The organism is Pseudomonas sp. JQ170C (assembly GCF_035581345.1).
Classification (GTDB): domain Bacteria; phylum Pseudomonadota; class Gammaproteobacteria; order Pseudomonadales; family Pseudomonadaceae; genus Aquipseudomonas.
This window is the reverse complement of the sequence record NZ_CP141608.1, coordinates 5,055,904-5,070,792: the sequence shown is the minus strand read 5'-3', so window position 1 is coordinate 5,070,792 and position 14,889 is coordinate 5,055,904. Positions and strand designations below refer to the sequence as shown.

Genomic DNA, 14,889 nt, shown 5'->3' with positions numbered 1-14,889 from the left:
TTTATCCTAACTGCAAACGTTCGCGGGGCAAGCCCGCTCCTGCAAAACTGCAGGAGCGGGCTTGCCCCGCGAAGGCCTCGGTTACTGCGCGATGGTCTTGATCGAGATCCCGCGCTCCAGCGGCGTCGAGCGGCCGTAGACGTCCTCGAATCGCTCGATGTCGTCTTCACCCAGGTAGCTGCCCGACTGCACTTCGATGATCTCCAGCGGGATCTTGCCCGGGTTGCGCAGGCGATGCACCGAGGCGATCGGGATGTAAGTGGACTGGTTCTCGGTGAGCAGGAACACGTTCTCGTCGCAAGTGACTTCTGCGGTGCCCGATACCACGATCCAGTGCTCGGCGCGGTGGTGGTGCATCTGCAGCGACAGGCAGGCACCCGGCTTGACGGTGATGTGCTTGACCTGGAAGCGGCCGCCCATGTCTACCGAGTCGTAGGAACCCCACGGCCGGTACACCTCGCAGTGGTTCTGGGTTTCGCTGCGGCCCTGTTCGTTGAGGGTGTTGACCAGTTGCTTGACGCCCTGGACCTTGTCCTTGTGGGCAATCATCATCGCGTCCTTGGTCTCGACCACCACGATGTTCTCAAGGCCGATCACCGACACCAGCTTGCCGTTGCCGTGGATCATGCAGTTGCGGCTGTCCTGCACCACCACGTCGCCCTTGGTGACGTTGCCGTTGGTGTCTTTCTCGTGCACCTCCCACAACGACGACCAGCAACCCACGTCGCTCCAGCCGGCGCTCAGCGGCACCACGCAGGCGTGCTGGGTCTTTTCCATCACGGCGTAGTCGATGGAGTTGTCCGGGCAGCAGGCGAAGGTGGCGTCGTCGATGCTCAGGTTGTCGCCGTCTTCCTGGCTGCGCTCCAGGGTCAGCAGGCAGGTGTCGTAGATGTCCGGGTCGTGCTTTTTCAGCTCTTCGAGGAAGCGGCTGGCGCGGAACAGGAACATGCCGCTGTTCCAGAAGTAGCCACCGGCCTGGACGAACTCGTTGGCGCGTTTTTCATCCGGCTTCTCGACGAACTGGGCCACCCGGCTGACGCCTTCGGGCAGCAGCGCGTCCTGGCTCGACTTGATGTAGCCATAGCCGGTTTCCGGCTTGGTCGCCGGAACACCGAACAGCACCATTTCGCCGCGCTCGGCAGCCACCGTGGCCAGAGCCAGGGCGCGCTGCAGGGCTTTGTGGTCGTCGATCACGTGGTCGGCCGGCAGCACCAGCATCAACTCGTCACGGCCTTCGTTGACCAGCTTCATCGCAGCCAGGGCCACGGCCGGGGCGGTGTTGCGGCCGAAGGGTTCGAGCAGGATGGCCTGGGTTTCGAGTTTCAGGTTGTCCAGTTGCTCGTTGACGATGAATTTGTGGTCCTTGTTGCAGACCACGATCGGGGTCTCCATGCCCTCGAACACCAGGCGTGAGAGGGTCTGCTGGAACAGGGTGTGTTCGCCGGTCAGGGCCAGGAACTGTTTAGGGAATTGCTTGCGCGACAAGGGCCACAGACGCGAACCGCTGCCGCCGGACAGGATGACTGGAATCATGGGAGTTCTCCGAAGTTTGAAATGGGCAGTTGATTAACGGGTCGAGACCGGGCGTTTGACCCAGACCGGCGAGAGGCTGTTGCCGGATCCGGTGACGTAGAGTACCGCTGCTTCGCCGCGCTCCAGCGCTACGGGCTTCAGATCGCTGACTTTGTTGTCGCCTTTATACAGGGCCAGGCTGACCTTGACCGGATTGATTTCACGCTCGCCACGGGCCTTGGCGGCCACCGGCTTGACCACTTCGGTCTTGCCGTCGGCGGTTTTCAGGGTCAGGGCCTGGTCGCTGAGATTCTGTACCCGCACCAGGGATTTCTGCTTGTTCTTGAACGGCGGCTCTTCAACCAATTGCGGCGCGCCCGCGGCGTTGTTGACCAGGGTGTAGTAGTGGTCGGAGGCGAGCTTGACCGGCAGGCTCTGGCTGCCGACCTTGGCGCTGTAGTCGCCTTGTGGCATGAAGCTGAAATCGCTGCTGGCCTGGGCCGCAACGGCGTCGATCCGGGTGTTGCCGACGCTGGCGTCGACGGTCTGGTTGCTGGCGTTGTAGATACGCACGAAGGTCGAGCCTTTCGGCGCGCTGGGGCCGTAGAGGGCGGCGTCGGCGCCGGCATAGGCCTGCAGGGAGAGCAGACTCAGACCTGCGGCCAGGGCGCAGGCTTTGGCGATGCGTTGCTTGGTAGTGTGCAAGGTCATGGGTGTTTCCTCTTCAGTTTTGCGTCCGGGTGGACGACAGAGCCAGGTCTTGGTTGGCAGTTCGGGTTTTCTTCAGCTGGGCGATCCACTGCGGGTCGAAATCGCTCAGGTCGTTTTTCATTGGCAGATAGCGTTCCGGGAACTCCCAGATCAGCACTTGCGGGGCGCTGCTCTTGAAGGCGTCGCTTTGCAGGTACTTGAGCATCGGCAGCAGCGGGCCATGGCCGTCTTCGGCGTAATTGACCACGTCGCTGCGCAGCGCCTGCTGCAGCGCACCGAGGAAGTTCCAGTGCGGGTTGGCGCTGTAGCTGGTGCCCACCAGCGCCACCGGGATTTCGCTGTCGGCGAACAGCGCGTCGCCGCTGTCGGCGGCACTGTCGGCCGGGCGGGTGCTGCGCGTCTGGAGGGTGTCGGGTGCGGGCAGGAGGTTGCTGAACAGCGGGTCCAGTGGCAGGAAGTTGGTCAGGTCGCCCTTGTACTGCTCGGCCGGACGCTGCTCGGTGACGAACACCTGCGGCTCACCATTGAGCAGGTTCTGGCGATTGACCGCTTCGGCCAGGTGCTGGGCCACCACTTCGGCACCCATGGGCGTCCAGTGGGTGTCGGTGCGCAGGAATACCTGGCCTCGGGCCTTGGCGCTTTGCAGCGGTGCCAGCAGGTCGGGGGCGAACACGCCGGCCTGGCGGGCCTGGGCGTGGAACTCGTTGTACAGGTCGTTGTGCAGCGAGGCCGGGGTCTGTTCGCCCAGGTACTCGCTATACAGCCGCGCCTTGGCCGGCACGATCGCCAGCACCAGCTGTACACCGCGCTGGTGCAGGGTGTCGCGCACCCCGCGGATCAGTGCCAGGTTTTCCTGCTCGAACTGGTCGCTACCGGCGACGGGCTTGAACTCTTCGTCACTGAACAGCCATTGCTCGCGGCCCAGCACGACACCGGGACGGCCTTCGTTGAACAGCTTGAAGTCCAGCGCCGCCCAGAGGTTGGTGCCGATGCGCTTGAGCGGGAATTGCTCGTCGTAGTAGGTCTCGGCGGCCTTGGCCAGCTTGCCGTCGAGCACGCTCATTTGCGCGGTGCGCTGGAAGCTGCCCAGGCCGCCCAGCGACCAGATGCCCAGGCCCAGCAGCAAAGCCAGGAACAGCAGCGAGTAGAGTTTGCGTAATGATCGGGTCATGGTCGGCCCCTCAGAACTGGAAGTAGAGGAACGGCGAGTAGCTTTGCGCCGAGAGCTTGAGGATCGAGGCAACGAACAGCAGCAGTACCAGGGCACGGGTCAGGTACAGGCCCCAGTCCAGGCTGATGCTGCCGTCGGCGTGCACGGCCACCGGGTGGGCCTTGGCCGAGGGCCTGGCGTTGCGGTAGAAGTCGCGCAGGCCGAAGAAGGCCAGGGTGGCGTAGGCCACGACCAGGGTTGCCACTTGCAGGCTGGTGAGGTTGGCGCGGTTGAGTTCCGACAGCTGCCAGTCACCGAAGCTGAACATGGCGCCGTACATGCGACCTGCCACGTGAAGGTTTTCGGCGCGGAAGATCACCCAGCCGACGACCACCAGCAGGAAGGTGAAGGCCCACTTGACCGGGTTGAAGCGTTGCGGGTTGGTGTCCAGGCCCAGGGCCCGCTCGATGGCCAGCCACATGCCGTGCCAGGCACCCCAGATGATGTAGGTGAAGTTGGCGCCGTGCCACAGGCCGCCCAGCAGCATGGTCAGGAACAGGTTGCGGTAGGTGGCGAAGGTGCCGCCGCGGTTGCCGCCCAGGGTGATGTACAGGTAGTCGCGCAGCCAGGTCGACAGGCTGATGTGCCAGCGCCGCCAGAACTCGGTGATCGACTGGCTGATGTAAGGCTGCTTGAAGTTTTCCATGAAGCGGAAACCCATCATCAGGCCCAGGCCGATGGCCATGTCGCTGTAGCCGGAGAAGTCGAAGTACAGCTGCGCGGTGTAGGCCAGGGCGCCGAGCCAGGCGTCACCCGTGGTCGGGTTCTGCAGGGCAAAGCAGTGGTCGGCGACCACCGCCAGGGTGTCGGCGATGAACACCTTCTTGATGAATCCCTGCATGAACCGCGTGCAGCCCTCGGAGAACTTGTCGAGGGTGTGGGTGCGGTGGTTGAACTGGTCGGCCAGGTCGCGAAAGCGCAGCACGGGGCCGGCGATCAGGTGCGGGAAGATCGCCACGAACGCGGCGAAGTCGATCAGGTTGCGGGTGGCCGGGGTGTCGCCGCGGTACACGTCGATGATGTAGCTGATCGACTCGAAGATGTAGAACGAGATACCGATCGGCAGCAGCACATGGGTCAGGATGAACGGCTCAAGCCCGTAGCTGGTCATGATCGCGTTGATGCTGTCGACACCGAAGTTGGCGTACTTGAAGTAGCCCAGGATGCACAGGTCGACCACCACCCCGAGCAGCAGCCAGCGCTGGGCCGGCTTGGTGCGCACACCGGCGGCGCCGACTTTCAGTCCGATCCAGTAGTTCCACAGGGTGACCGCAGCGAACAGGGCAAGAAAATCCACCCGCCACCAGGCGTAGAAGAGGTAGCTGGCCAGCAGTAACAGTGCGTTGCGGTAGCGTTGCCCGCTCAGGTAGTACAAGCCGAGAAAGATCGGCAGGAACAGGAACAGGAACACATTGGACGAAAACACCATCCCGATCTCTCCTTGTCGTTATTCATATGGATGTAGGAGCGGGCTTGCCCCGCGATTGCGTCGTGTCAGGAAAGGCGCTATCGCGGGCAAGCCCGCTCCCACAGGGGTCTATTTCTTCTGCGTGGCTTGCGGGTCGTAGACCCGGGTCAGGTCGCCGCCCAGGCGAAAGCTCTTGAACGGTTGCATGTCGTGTTTTTTCTCCAGCGCATCGGCGTTGCAGCGGTAGAGGCTGCACCAGGGTTCAAGCCAGGCGTATTTGCTGTCGATTTTCAGGTCGTGCATGTTCTGCTTCTCGCCGTTCTTGCGCTGGAACGCACTCGGGTCCTCGGCTCCGGACAGCACCCGGTCACCCAGGCGCTTGAGCGCGCCGTTGTTTTCCGGGCGCACATCCACGCCGTTGGCCTGGGCGAAGCTGGCGATCATCGCCAGCGGCGGCAGGGCGTAGTTGTGGTAGGCGAGGGCGCGTTGCTTGCGCTTGAGTTCGTTGGGCAAGAAGCCCTGGGCATCGACCTGGTTGGCCGCCACGCGGTACTCCTTGATGGACCAGTCGAACAGGTCGCGACGGTCGGTGGCCACGGCGGTGGCCATCACCGACCAGGCGGCCCAGTAGGAGTGGTTGTTGATCTTCTCCAGCGGCAAGTCGCTCCAGTCCTTGACCACCTGGTCGGCCAGGCGCGCGAACCATTTTTCGATCAGCTCGGCTTCTTGCTGGTGTGCCGCCAGGGGCTTGGAGTTGGAGAACTTGAGCTGCAGCCAGGAAGCACTGATGCTGCCCAGCGCCCATTTGCGCATGGACTTGCCGGTGTGGTTGTAGTCGGTGGACATCAGCGCATCGGCGCGGGCCCAGGTGCCGAGCCACGCCAGGGTGCAGTCGAGCTGCTGCGGGCGGCCGTCGCGCATGTACTGCATCACCTGCTTGCTGACGCCGCGCTCAAGGGTGGTGATGCTTGCCGTGGAGTCGCGGAAGGCTTTTTCCGAGGCCTTGTTCAGGGTGGCGCGGGCATTGTCCGAGCCTTCGTACTTGCTGCGAAACTGCAGCGTGGCGGTGTACGGTTTGGGCACCGCTTCGCACTTGTAGTCGCTGGGGCCGGTCTTGAGTTTTTCGATCCCGGCGTAGTAGCCCTGGGGCGGCACCAGCCCGGCGGCCTGCACGGCCGTGCCGAACAGCGCCAGGGTCAATGCGAGCACGAGTGGGATTGTTGTAGGAGCGGGCTTGCCCCGCGATGGCGTTTTTCCTGACGCGACGCTATCGCGGGGCAAGCCCGCTCCTACAGGGAAGTAGTTGTTCATATGCACCTCACTTGTTGCCGGCAACGTAGTTGCGTTTGCAGAGCGTGGCCTCGACCTTCTGGGTGCCGCTTTCCGGGCCCTGGACTTCTACTGCGAGCAGGGTCTGGCTGGCCCAGTCTTCGTCCTCGCGCAGTTGGAAGGCGAAGCGGCCGTCGGTGTCGGAGGTCTCGGGTTTTTCGATCTTCACGTCTTCGTGACGGCCGTTGAGGTACCAGAGGGTGGCCTGCAGGACCTTGACCGAGGTGTCCTCGAACTTGATGTCCAGCTGGTGGCGACCGTTGACCAGGTCCTTGATCACGCCACCCTTGCCGTTGACCATCAGTTCGTTCTTGCCCGGCTTGAGCGTGGCGCTGGCGTGCATTTGCGCAGGCCGGCCCTCGCAGCCGTTGTCGAGCAGGGCGAGCATCTGCCGCCAGATGGTTTCCTGGTCCAGGCGGTAGAGCGGGGAGAATTCCCAGATGAGGATCTTGGGCGGGTTGTTCTTGAAGTCGTCGCTGCCCAGGTACTGGATCATCGAGCCCTCCAGGCCACCGCCAGGGAAGGCGACGTTGAGGACGTCGGCACCGATGTACTGCTCAAGAAAGCCCGAGAAGTTGTAGTTCTTGCCGCTATGGCTGGTGCCCACCAGGGTGATCTGCGGGTTACCGCTGTCGCCGAACAGGTCGTCGCTGCCGCTTTCGCCTTTTGGTTCGGTGGTGAACTGGTCCATGTACTGCACCGCATAGCTGGTGCCGCACAGCTGCCCGGCAACGTTGTGCAGGGTGCCGGTCTTGCCCATGCGTCCGGACGTGTGGCTTTCGAATTCGCGCCGGGGAACGCCCTCGAAGGCCGGCATCTTGTGCACCGTGTCGGCGACGATTTTCGCTGCGCGCTCGGCACCATACGGCGTCCAGTGCTGGTCGCCACGGAAGTAGAAATCCTTGCCCTGGTCGGCGGCCGCCAGCTGCTCGTTGGTCAGTGGCGAGAGGTCGGGCACGTTGTAGCCCATCTTGCTGAAGCGGGCGAGCATGGCCTGGTAGTTGCCCAGGGCCTTCTCGTAGTTGAACGCGGCTTTTTCGGCTGGTTTGAGCATGTTGCGGTTCACCAGGCCCCGGGTTGGCTGGTAGACCACCACCAGCTCGACGCCGCGCGCCTTGAACGCATCGTGCAGCTGTTGCAGACGCTTGTAGCCGGCCGGGGTGGTGTTGAATTCGGTACGCAGGTCTTCGCGGGTACGGAACAGCCAGTCGCCCTGGGCCTGTACCAGGGTGGTGAAGTTTTGCTGGTAGCGGGTGGTGTAGCGGCTGGCGTCGTGGGCCTCGGGGCACAGTTGGCAGCACGGCTCGGCGGTGAAGCTCGGGGCTTGCACGGTATCGGCGCTGGCGCCGTTACTGATGGCCAGCAGGGCGGCGCTTACGCCCAGGAGTTTGATCAGGTGTGGGGTCATGTCGGGCATCCTCATTCGGCCATTTCGGTCTGGCGTTCGACCGGGTCGATCAATACGGCTTTCTGCTGGCGCACCATCAGGTCGAGAATCTCGTCCTGACGCTCACCCAGCACACCGGAAAAACTGATGCCGCTGGCCTTGCTCGGGGCCAGCATCGACACCCGGTACAGCTCCACGCTCAGCGGTGAGTCGATCGACAGCGGGCCGCTGCCGTTGGCCGCCAGCTCGCCGCCGACCACGATCAGCGAGACCTTGGTGTCGAAGGGGTCGAGGGCGATGTCGCGGTCGGTGTCGGAGAGGTCCTTGATGTGCCCGTACACGCCCACCAGGCCGTTGGCCATGGCGACGTTTTCGTACAGGCGGATGTTCACGCTGTTGCGCACGCGAATGCCGTGGCGGCGGTTGCTGATCAGCTTGTTGCCCCAGATCAGGTTGTCGCCGCTCTCGTACAAGGTGATGCCGTCGGTGTGGTTGCGGTAGATCTCGTTGTAGGCGATCAGGTTGTTGACGCTGTTACGGTCGATCACCACGCCCGAGAGTTTGTTGTCGTAGCTCTTGTTGTTGATGATCCAGCTGTCGTTGACCTCACGGGAGACGATGATCCCGTGCTTCTTCTTGGTCCCGTAGACGGTGTTGCCGGCGATGATCAGCCGATGCGAACGGTCGTGGGGGTCGATGCCGTAGACGATGTTGTCGCGGTAGGTGCTGTCCTTGACCACAAAGTCGCTGGTCTCGTAGCAGTAGAAGCCGTACCACATGTCACTGAACTCGGAGCCGATGATCCAGCCGGTGGGTTCGGCGCGGTTCATCTGCTTGGCCATGTTCGGCGTGTACTGGGAAATACTCACGCCGTACGACTTGCTCTTGGCGTAGCCGAAGCTGGCCATTTTGCTGTTGACGATGTAGGTCTGGGTGCCGCCCCACGACAGCAGGAACGGACGGAACTCGTTGGGCGAGCGGAAGGTGGCCGGGCCGTTGTCTTTCTCGCGCCAGCCGGTGACCTGGGTGTCGGTGACGAACAGCTTGCCGTCGTTGACGATGAACGCGCCGCCCTCCTGGGACAGGCGCAGTTCCTTGACCTTGCCGTCGATCTCCAGCACACCCTTTTCGCCGACCACGATAGGCAGGCGTGCCAGGTACACGCCGGGCGACGTTTCGCTCAGGTACTGCTTGGGCACACGCTTGGTCAGCTCGGTGAAGTTCACATGGCCGTCGTCGATGAAGATCGCCTGGGGAATGCCGTGCTGGCGTGCCACCCACTCGGCCATCTTGTTGTCGCCACCGATGAACTCCTTGAGCGCGGTTTCCTGCAGCATGCGCCGCACCGAAACCTTGCCCTTGTGCGCCCGCTGGATCTTTTTCTGCACGGCCTCGGCGGTGTAGCCGGTCAGGTCCGGCAGGGTCGGCGGCGGAATCTGCAGCGGCTCGATCGGCGCGCTGCTGACGGTGTAGGTCTTGGCCTGCTGCAGTTCCTTGGCCACCGGCACCGGCGCCTGGCTGTTGGCCAGGGCGATGCTGCTGGCCAGCAGCAGTGAGCCGGCCAGCAAGCGGTGCAGGGTGTTGGATTGAAGGCTCATATCAGTGCACTCCAGGCATCAGAAGCGCCAGATCACGTCGACAAAGGCGCGGTGCATGTAGGAGTCCGCTTCCTTGCCATACGCATCACCCGGCTTGAACACGCCGCCACGAAAGCGCACCAGCGCCGCCGGCTCGTCGATCGACTGGCTCAGGGCGGCGGGCAGCAGGCCCTGCTTGAAGTACTTGGTGACCACCAGGTCGACTTCCTGGCCCAGGTCTTTCTCGCCCTGGATCAACGGACGGTTGATGCCGTTGTCCTCGACCACGGCGTTGATGCCGCTGCTGCCGATGTTCTGGTCGCCATCGACGCGCCAGAACTTGTGGTAGATCAGGCTGGCGTCGTAGTCGTCGCGCAGCTGCCAGGAGGTGAACAGGGTGGCGGCCTGCAGGTTCCCCAGTTCGCCACGGAAGGCTTCGCCGAAGCGGTGTACGCGCGAGCGGGTGCCGGTGTAGTTGGAGCGGTTGCTCTCAAGGCCGGTCTGCTCGTAGTTGCTCGAGCCGTCGCTGCCACCGCCGCCACTGCCGCGGGCGTAGGCGGCGCCGACTTGCCAGTTGGGGTCAAGGCGCAGGCGGATGCCGAGGTCGGTGGCCCAGGCGTTGACGTCGCCGCTCTGCTTGCCGCTGGCGACCTGTTCGTCGTTGACGGTGGTGGTGTTGAGGCTGTCGCGGTCACCGGTCAGCCAGGTCATGCTGCCCCAGTAGTTGACGCGGTTCTGGTTGCGCCAGTTGTAGGCATCGCTGTTGGCCTCAAGGCCCAGCCAGGTGAGGTCGCCGGTTCGGGTCTTGTCCAGCGCGTCGACGGTCTCGCCGGGGTTTTTCAGGTTGCCGTCGTCATGGGTGTGGTGGGCGCGCAGGCCGACCCAGTGACCGGGTGTCCACTGGGTGGCGATGTCGCCGTAGACGTGCAGGCGATCCGTGTCTTCGGGGGCCAGCTCGGTGAGGTCGGTGCGGTATTCGCTGAAGCGCTCGGCCATGCCCAGGTTGGCGCGCAGCAGGGTGGTGTCGAAGGTCCAGTTGAGGGCTTCGATGTTGGTGTCGCGCCACATGCCGTCTTCGTTGCGCAGGCGCTGGCGACCGAAGCGCAGCTGTTCGCCGGGGTAGGCGGTCAGGCCGCTGTAGCCGACCCAGAATTCGCGCATGGCCAGGTAGCTTTTGTCGGCTTCGCGGCCGTCGGCGCGGCTGTTTTCGGTTTCGGCCTCATCGCCGGACTGGCGCAGGGTGTCGGTCTCGATGATGTCGGTGGCCGCTACCGCCTGGCCCATGGCGAAGGCGCTCCAGTTACCGCGCTCGCCGTATACCCAGGGGCGCAGGTCCAGGCCCACGCCGTTGACGTCGCCGCCGGAGCGGGTGCCCAGGTCGCGGTCGTCTTCGGACTGGCCGGTGATTTTCACGTCCAGGCCGAAGTTCTTTTCAGCGGTCATGGCCGCCAGGGTCGGGCACGACCAGAGCAGGGCGAAGCCCAGGCCTACGCCGGCTTTCATCCACGGATTGAGTGTCATAGGGAGTCCTCGCCTTGTTCGGTTTCACGCACGGCCTGCAGGGCCAGGGCACCAGCGCCTTGGCCGATGGCGCCACGGGCCTGGCGCTCTTGCTGCAACAGGCGCTGGGCCTGTGCCTTTTGCGCTGGGGTGAGTTGCGGGTCGAGCTGGGCGGCCAGCGCCTGTGACTGTTCGCTCGGGTTGGCTTGCGCCAGTTGGCTGAAGACCCAGGCATTGACCAGGTCCTGGCGAATGCCGTGGCCTTCGCTGAACAGCTGGGCCAGGGCGTAGTCGGCGCTGAGCTGGCCGCCGCGGGCGGCAGTGAGCAGGTGGTCGACGGCCTTTTGCGGGTCGACCTGGCCCAGGTAGCCACGGCGGTACAGTTGGCCCAGGTAGTAATGGGCGCTGACTTCACCGGCGTCGGCGGCGCTTTGCAGGTGGGCCTGGGCCTTTTGCGCATCGGCCGGTACGGTCTTGCCTTCGTAGTAGAGGCGGCCCAGCAGCAGTTCGGCGCGTGGTTGCTCGGCGGCGCGGCCCTTGTCGATGTAGGCCATCAACGTGTCGGTATCGCCCAGTTCCGGGAAGTCGTAGATCAATTGCGCCAGGCTGACCCAGGAGGCCGGGTTTACAGGGGCCACCTGTTCAAGCAAGGCCTGGGCGGTTTTTTCGTCGGTCTGGCCCAGGGTGCGGTCGGCCAGCACGCGGGCGACGCTGTCGACCCGGGTGGCCGGAATCACGCCGCGCTGGTAGGCGCTTTTCACTTGCTCGATCAGCGCGGCTTGCTGGTCGGCCTGGGCGCGTTTCTGGTAGACGGTGGCCAGTTCCACATAGCAGATGTCGGTGGTGGTCAGCGCGGCCTTGCAGATCCGCTCCACGTCCGCCAGGTGCTGGTCGTAGGTGTTCTGGGTGCGGTACAGCAGCACCTGGGCCAGGCCCGCTTCCGGGTAACCGGCGGCGCGCCATTGGTCGATCTGCTGCTGGGCGTTGGTACGCGGGAAGCTCTGCGGGTATTGCAGGTAGAGCATGGCCAGCGGGATCAGGGTGTTGCCCTCGCCATTGGCGAAGGCTTTCTTGAGCAGGGTTTCGGCTTCCTGGCGCTCGGCTTCGGTGGCGTCGGGCTTGGCGGCCAGCAACCGGCCCAGGCGTGCCTGGGCACGGGGCGAAATGTCGGCGGCGGCGCGGTAGGTGGCCTCGGCCTCCTTGAGCTTGGCAGGGTCGCGGGTTTCCACCTGGATGTCGGCCAGGCCCACCTGGGCTTCGCTGTAGCCGAGGTCGGCCAGCTGCCGATAGTTCTGCTCGGCCAGGGCGGTGTCGCCGCGCTTGAGCGCCTCATTGGCCAGGCGCTGGTCGGGCAGGCCGGCACAACCGGCCAGGGTTACGGCCAGGGCCAGGGCCGTCATGCAGGCGCGGGCTTGCTGTGGGATCGGTCTTGTTGTGGGAGCGGGCTTGCCCCGCGATAGCGGTGCGTCAAGTGGATGGCTATCGCGGGGCAAGCCCGCTCCTACCGGGGATTGAATGAGGGTCATTGCCATGCCTCCCTTAGAGCCCACGGGCCACGGCTTTGTCGATCAGCCAGTCCAGCGACGGGCCACGGTTGCTGTCGACGGCTACCGGACGGCCAGCCAGTTCGCTGGGCAGGGCTTCATCGGGCTTGATCTGCACGCGGATGTCCGACGACAGGTCTTCGCTGTTCAGGCTGGTGCTGCTGACGATCTGGCCGCTGCGGCGCTCGTCGTCGCCGGCCACGGTGAAGTGCACGCGGGCGCCGGGTTTGACGTCGTCGAACTGGCGATAGCTGAAGCGCGCGTCGACCATTGCGGTGGTGGTGCGCGGGATCAGTTGGAAGATCACCTGGCCCTTGCTCGCGTACTGGCCGTCGTCCACCAACTGGCGGGCGACCACGCAATCGCAGGGGCTGGTCAGGGTGCCGCTCAGTTGCTTGCCGAACAGCTCCTCGACCTTGGCCGGATCAAGCTGTTGGTCGTCCAGGTGCCCCTTGAGCATGTCCAGCATGCTGGTGCTGAACGAGGCCAGTGGCGCGCCCTTGACGGCCATGCCGCCGTTTTCGACCAGGCTCTGCACCGTGCCGTCGCGGGGCATGGTGACGTTGGTGGTCGGCACGCTGACCACACCGGCCTGGGCGTGGCTGACGAAGTACAGGCCGTATACCGATTTCGCGATGAAGCCGAAGGCGGCGACGCCGACCACGAACACGCCGAGGCTGAAGGTCACGGCACGCAGGCGGCCGAAGGCGCTCATGCCGCCGTTGGCGTCTTTCTGCTTGCGCGCCTTGGTGAAGTTGTCGCGCTGCAGGGTGCCGAGCACGTCGCCCATGGTGATCAGCTCGCCCGACAGGTGCGAGGTGATCAGATGGCGCAGGGTGGCGATGTCGCGTGGCTCAAGGTTCTGGAACTGCACGCCGGTGCGACCGCTGGAGGGGTCGAAGGAGCGCACCTGGAACTCGATGTCCATGGCCAGGCCCAGTTTGTCGACCGTGAACTGCAAGCGGCCACGCATCACGTCACCGACTTTGAGCGGGTGCTTGGCGTGGAAGCTCAGGCCCCCGGCAGACAGGTCGTCGACCTTCACTTCCAGGGTTTCCCGGCTGGCTCCCAGGTAACGCAATTTGGCCGGGATGCGCACCCGGGCGTGCTGGCGCTGGGCTTCGGACTCATGCACGACATTGACGTTCACGGCGGTATTCATGGCGATTTGTTCCTGTTTAATCCAATCGGGTTCCGGCTCACACGACCATGAACAGCACAGCAATGAAGATGCTGGCCGCCGAGAAGGTCATGGTCCGGGAAGACCAGGTGTTGAACCATTGTTGAAAGCTGGCGAGGTCGCGTTTGAGGGCAGTGGGCTGGCGGGTCCAGGACTGCTTGTCGAGGCGGAAGAACACGTAGATCTTCATGATCGCGCCGACGATCTGGTTGTAATAAAGAATCAGTGGGTAGGCCGGGCCGATGGCGTGGCCCGAGCACAGCAGCATGATCGTCAGGATCAGGCGGGTGATGCCGATCCACAGCAGGTACACCAACAGGAACGCCGGGCCGAATTTGAGGCTGGCGATTACCGCGACGGTCAGGCCCAGCAGGCTGGTCCACATCGACACGCGCTGGTCGAACAGCACCACGCTGGTGAACAGGCCCAGGCGGCGAATCCCCAGGCCCAGGGCCCGTGAGTTCTGGCGCAGGTTGTTGCCGTACCAGCGGTACATCAGCTTGCGGCTGGCCTTGATGAAGCTTTTCTCGGGCGGGTGCTCGACGGTGTTGATCGCCGCATCCGGCACGTAGAAGGTGTCGTAGCCAAGGCGCATCAGGCTGAACCAGCTGGACTTGTCGTCACCGGTCAGGAACTTGAAGCGGCCCAGGCGCCAGTGCTGCAGCGAGTCGTTCTCGACGTCGGCGATGAACTCGGGGTTGGTCACCACGGCGGCGCGGAACACCGACATGCGGCCGGTCATGGTCAGCACGCGCTTGGACAGGGCCATGGAGCACATGTTGATGTGGCGCTGGGCGAAGCGCAGCTTGTGCCACTCGCTCATGATGTAGCCGCCACGCACTTCGCAGAATTCGTTGGTGGTCAGGCCGCCGACATTGCCGAACAGCTTGAACCAGGGCACGGTCTTGCGTACCACGCCTTCGCCGAGCACGGTGTCGCCGTCGATGACCGCCACCACGGCGTTGTCGTCCGGGAGGTGGCGGGAGATGGCGCGAAAGCCGTAGGCCAGGCCGTCACGCTTGCCGGTTCCGGCGATACGCACGAAATCCAGGGTGACGCGGTCTGGCGGATTGAATTTTTCCCAGAGGCTCTTCACCAGCAGTTCGTCGGACATTTCTACCAGCGAGCAGACCACGGTGGTCGGGTAGCCGCAGTCGATGGCTTCGCGGATGACCGAGCTGTAGACCTGGGCGGTGGTCAGCGCGTCGATGCGAAAGCTGGTGACCATCAGGTAGACATGCGACGGATCGGCGGCGCTGCCCAGTTTGCGCACCTTGCGGCGCAGCATCGGGTAGACCACGTAGAGGAACAGCATGCCGCGCACAAAGTGCGTGGCACCCATGGAATAGCGCCAGATGCCGACAGCGCCGATGAGGAAAATGAAGTCCTTCGATTCGGGGTCGAAAATGGAGTTGGGCAAGGCCAGGGCGATCAACATGAGCAGGCTCACGTAGAACAGCCAACCGGCGACCTGTAGCAGGCCGTGCTTGAGCCTTAGCATGTTCTGCATCCGTATCCAGTGGGGAAATAG

At 64.0% G+C, this 14,889-nt stretch carries 11 protein-coding genes; all 11 read right to left on the bottom strand.

Translation table 11 applies throughout. The annotated features are described in order from the left end of the window. Window positions 1-81 precede the first annotated feature (81 nt). A complete protein-coding gene (locus U9R80_RS23025) occupies window positions 82-1,533 on the bottom strand; it encodes a mannose-1-phosphate guanylyltransferase/mannose-6-phosphate isomerase (RefSeq protein WP_301840186.1) in 1,452 nt (483 codons plus the stop codon). A 33-nt stretch (window positions 1,534-1,566) separates the two neighbouring features. Then, window positions 1,567-2,223, bottom strand: coding sequence for an alginate O-acetyltransferase AlgF (locus tag U9R80_RS23020; RefSeq protein WP_301840187.1), 657 nt, complete (start codon window positions 2,221-2,223; stop codon window positions 1,567-1,569). Window positions 2,224-2,236: 13 nt separating this feature from the next. Continuing rightward, entirely contained in the window at window positions 2,237-3,394 is a 1,158-nt protein-coding gene (locus U9R80_RS23015) for an alginate O-acetyltransferase (RefSeq protein ID WP_301840188.1), read from the bottom strand. 10 nt (window positions 3,395-3,404) lie between these two features. Further along, window positions 3,405-4,862 carry an MBOAT family O-acyltransferase gene (locus U9R80_RS23010; protein ID WP_301840189.1) on the bottom strand — a complete coding sequence of 486 codons (1,458 nt, stop codon included), beginning with the start codon at window positions 4,860-4,862 and terminating at the stop codon, window positions 3,405-3,407. A gap of 108 nt (window positions 4,863-4,970) precedes the next feature. Continuing rightward, window positions 4,971-6,059, bottom strand: coding sequence for a mannuronate-specific alginate lyase (locus U9R80_RS23005; RefSeq protein WP_301840421.1), 1,089 nt, complete (start codon window positions 6,057-6,059; stop codon window positions 4,971-4,973). Window positions 6,060-6,159: 100 nt separating this feature from the next. Then, on the bottom strand, window positions 6,160-7,578 hold the full coding sequence (locus tag U9R80_RS23000; RefSeq protein ID WP_301840190.1) for an alginate O-acetyltransferase: 1,419 nt from the start codon (window positions 7,576-7,578) through the stop codon (window positions 6,160-6,162). Between the two features lie 11 nt (window positions 7,579-7,589). Beyond that, the gene (gene algG / locus U9R80_RS22995; RefSeq protein ID WP_301840191.1) at window positions 7,590-9,155 is read right to left on the bottom strand and encodes a mannuronan 5-epimerase AlgG; all 1,566 of its coding nucleotides are present in this window, start codon (window positions 9,153-9,155) and stop codon (window positions 7,590-7,592) included. Window positions 9,156-9,173: 18 nt separating this feature from the next. Continuing rightward, window positions 9,174-10,655 (bottom strand): alginate export family protein, encoded by a 1,482-nt coding sequence (locus U9R80_RS22990; protein ID WP_301840193.1) that lies wholly within the window; start codon window positions 10,653-10,655, stop codon window positions 9,174-9,176. Further along, complete coding sequence (algK, locus tag U9R80_RS22985; RefSeq protein WP_301840194.1) at window positions 10,652-12,034, bottom strand: alginate biosynthesis TPR repeat lipoprotein AlgK; 1,383 nt, start codon at window positions 12,032-12,034, stop codon at window positions 10,652-10,654. The genes U9R80_RS22990 and algK overlap by 4 nt, the downstream gene beginning before the upstream one ends. Before the next feature lie 139 nt (window positions 12,035-12,173). Beyond that, a complete protein-coding gene (locus tag U9R80_RS22980; RefSeq protein ID WP_301840196.1) occupies window positions 12,174-13,340 on the bottom strand; it encodes an alginate biosynthesis protein Alg44 in 1,167 nt (388 codons plus the stop codon). A gap of 37 nt (window positions 13,341-13,377) precedes the next feature. After that, a complete protein-coding gene (gene alg8, locus U9R80_RS22975; protein WP_442964923.1) occupies window positions 13,378-14,859 on the bottom strand; it encodes a mannuronan synthase in 1,482 nt (493 codons plus the stop codon). Between the last annotated feature and the right edge of the window lie 30 nt (window positions 14,860-14,889).

Excerpts from the sequence above, each read along its gene's own strand:
- U9R80_RS23025 (WP_301840186.1), bottom strand. The coding sequence starts at position 1,533 with ATGATTCCAGTCATCCTGTCCGGCGGCAGCGGTTCGCGTCTGTGGCCC.
- U9R80_RS23010 (WP_301840189.1), bottom strand. The coding sequence starts at position 4,862 with ATGGTGTTTTCGTCCAATGTGTTCCTGTTCCTGTTCCTGCCGATCTTT.
- U9R80_RS23015 (WP_301840188.1), bottom strand. The coding sequence starts at position 3,394 with ATGACCCGATCATTACGCAAACTCTACTCGCTGCTGTTCCTGGCTTTG.
- U9R80_RS22980 (WP_301840196.1), bottom strand. The coding sequence starts at position 13,340 with ATGAATACCGCCGTGAACGTCAATGTCGTGCATGAGTCCGAAGCCCAG.
- U9R80_RS23020 (WP_301840187.1), bottom strand. The coding sequence starts at position 2,223 with ATGACCTTGCACACTACCAAGCAACGCATCGCCAAAGCCTGCGCCCTG.
- alg8 (WP_442964923.1), bottom strand. The coding sequence starts at position 14,859 with ATGCTAAGGCTCAAGCACGGCCTGCTACAGGTCGCCGGTTGGCTGTTC.
- algG (WP_301840191.1), bottom strand. The coding sequence starts at position 9,155 with ATGAGCCTTCAATCCAACACCCTGCACCGCTTGCTGGCCGGCTCACTG.
- algK (WP_301840194.1), bottom strand. The coding sequence starts at position 12,034 with ATGACGGCCCTGGCCCTGGCCGTAACCCTGGCCGGTTGTGCCGGCCTG.
- U9R80_RS22990 (WP_301840193.1), bottom strand. The coding sequence starts at position 10,655 with ATGACACTCAATCCGTGGATGAAAGCCGGCGTAGGCCTGGGCTTCGCC.
- U9R80_RS23000 (WP_301840190.1), bottom strand. The coding sequence starts at position 7,578 with ATGACCCCACACCTGATCAAACTCCTGGGCGTAAGCGCCGCCCTGCTG.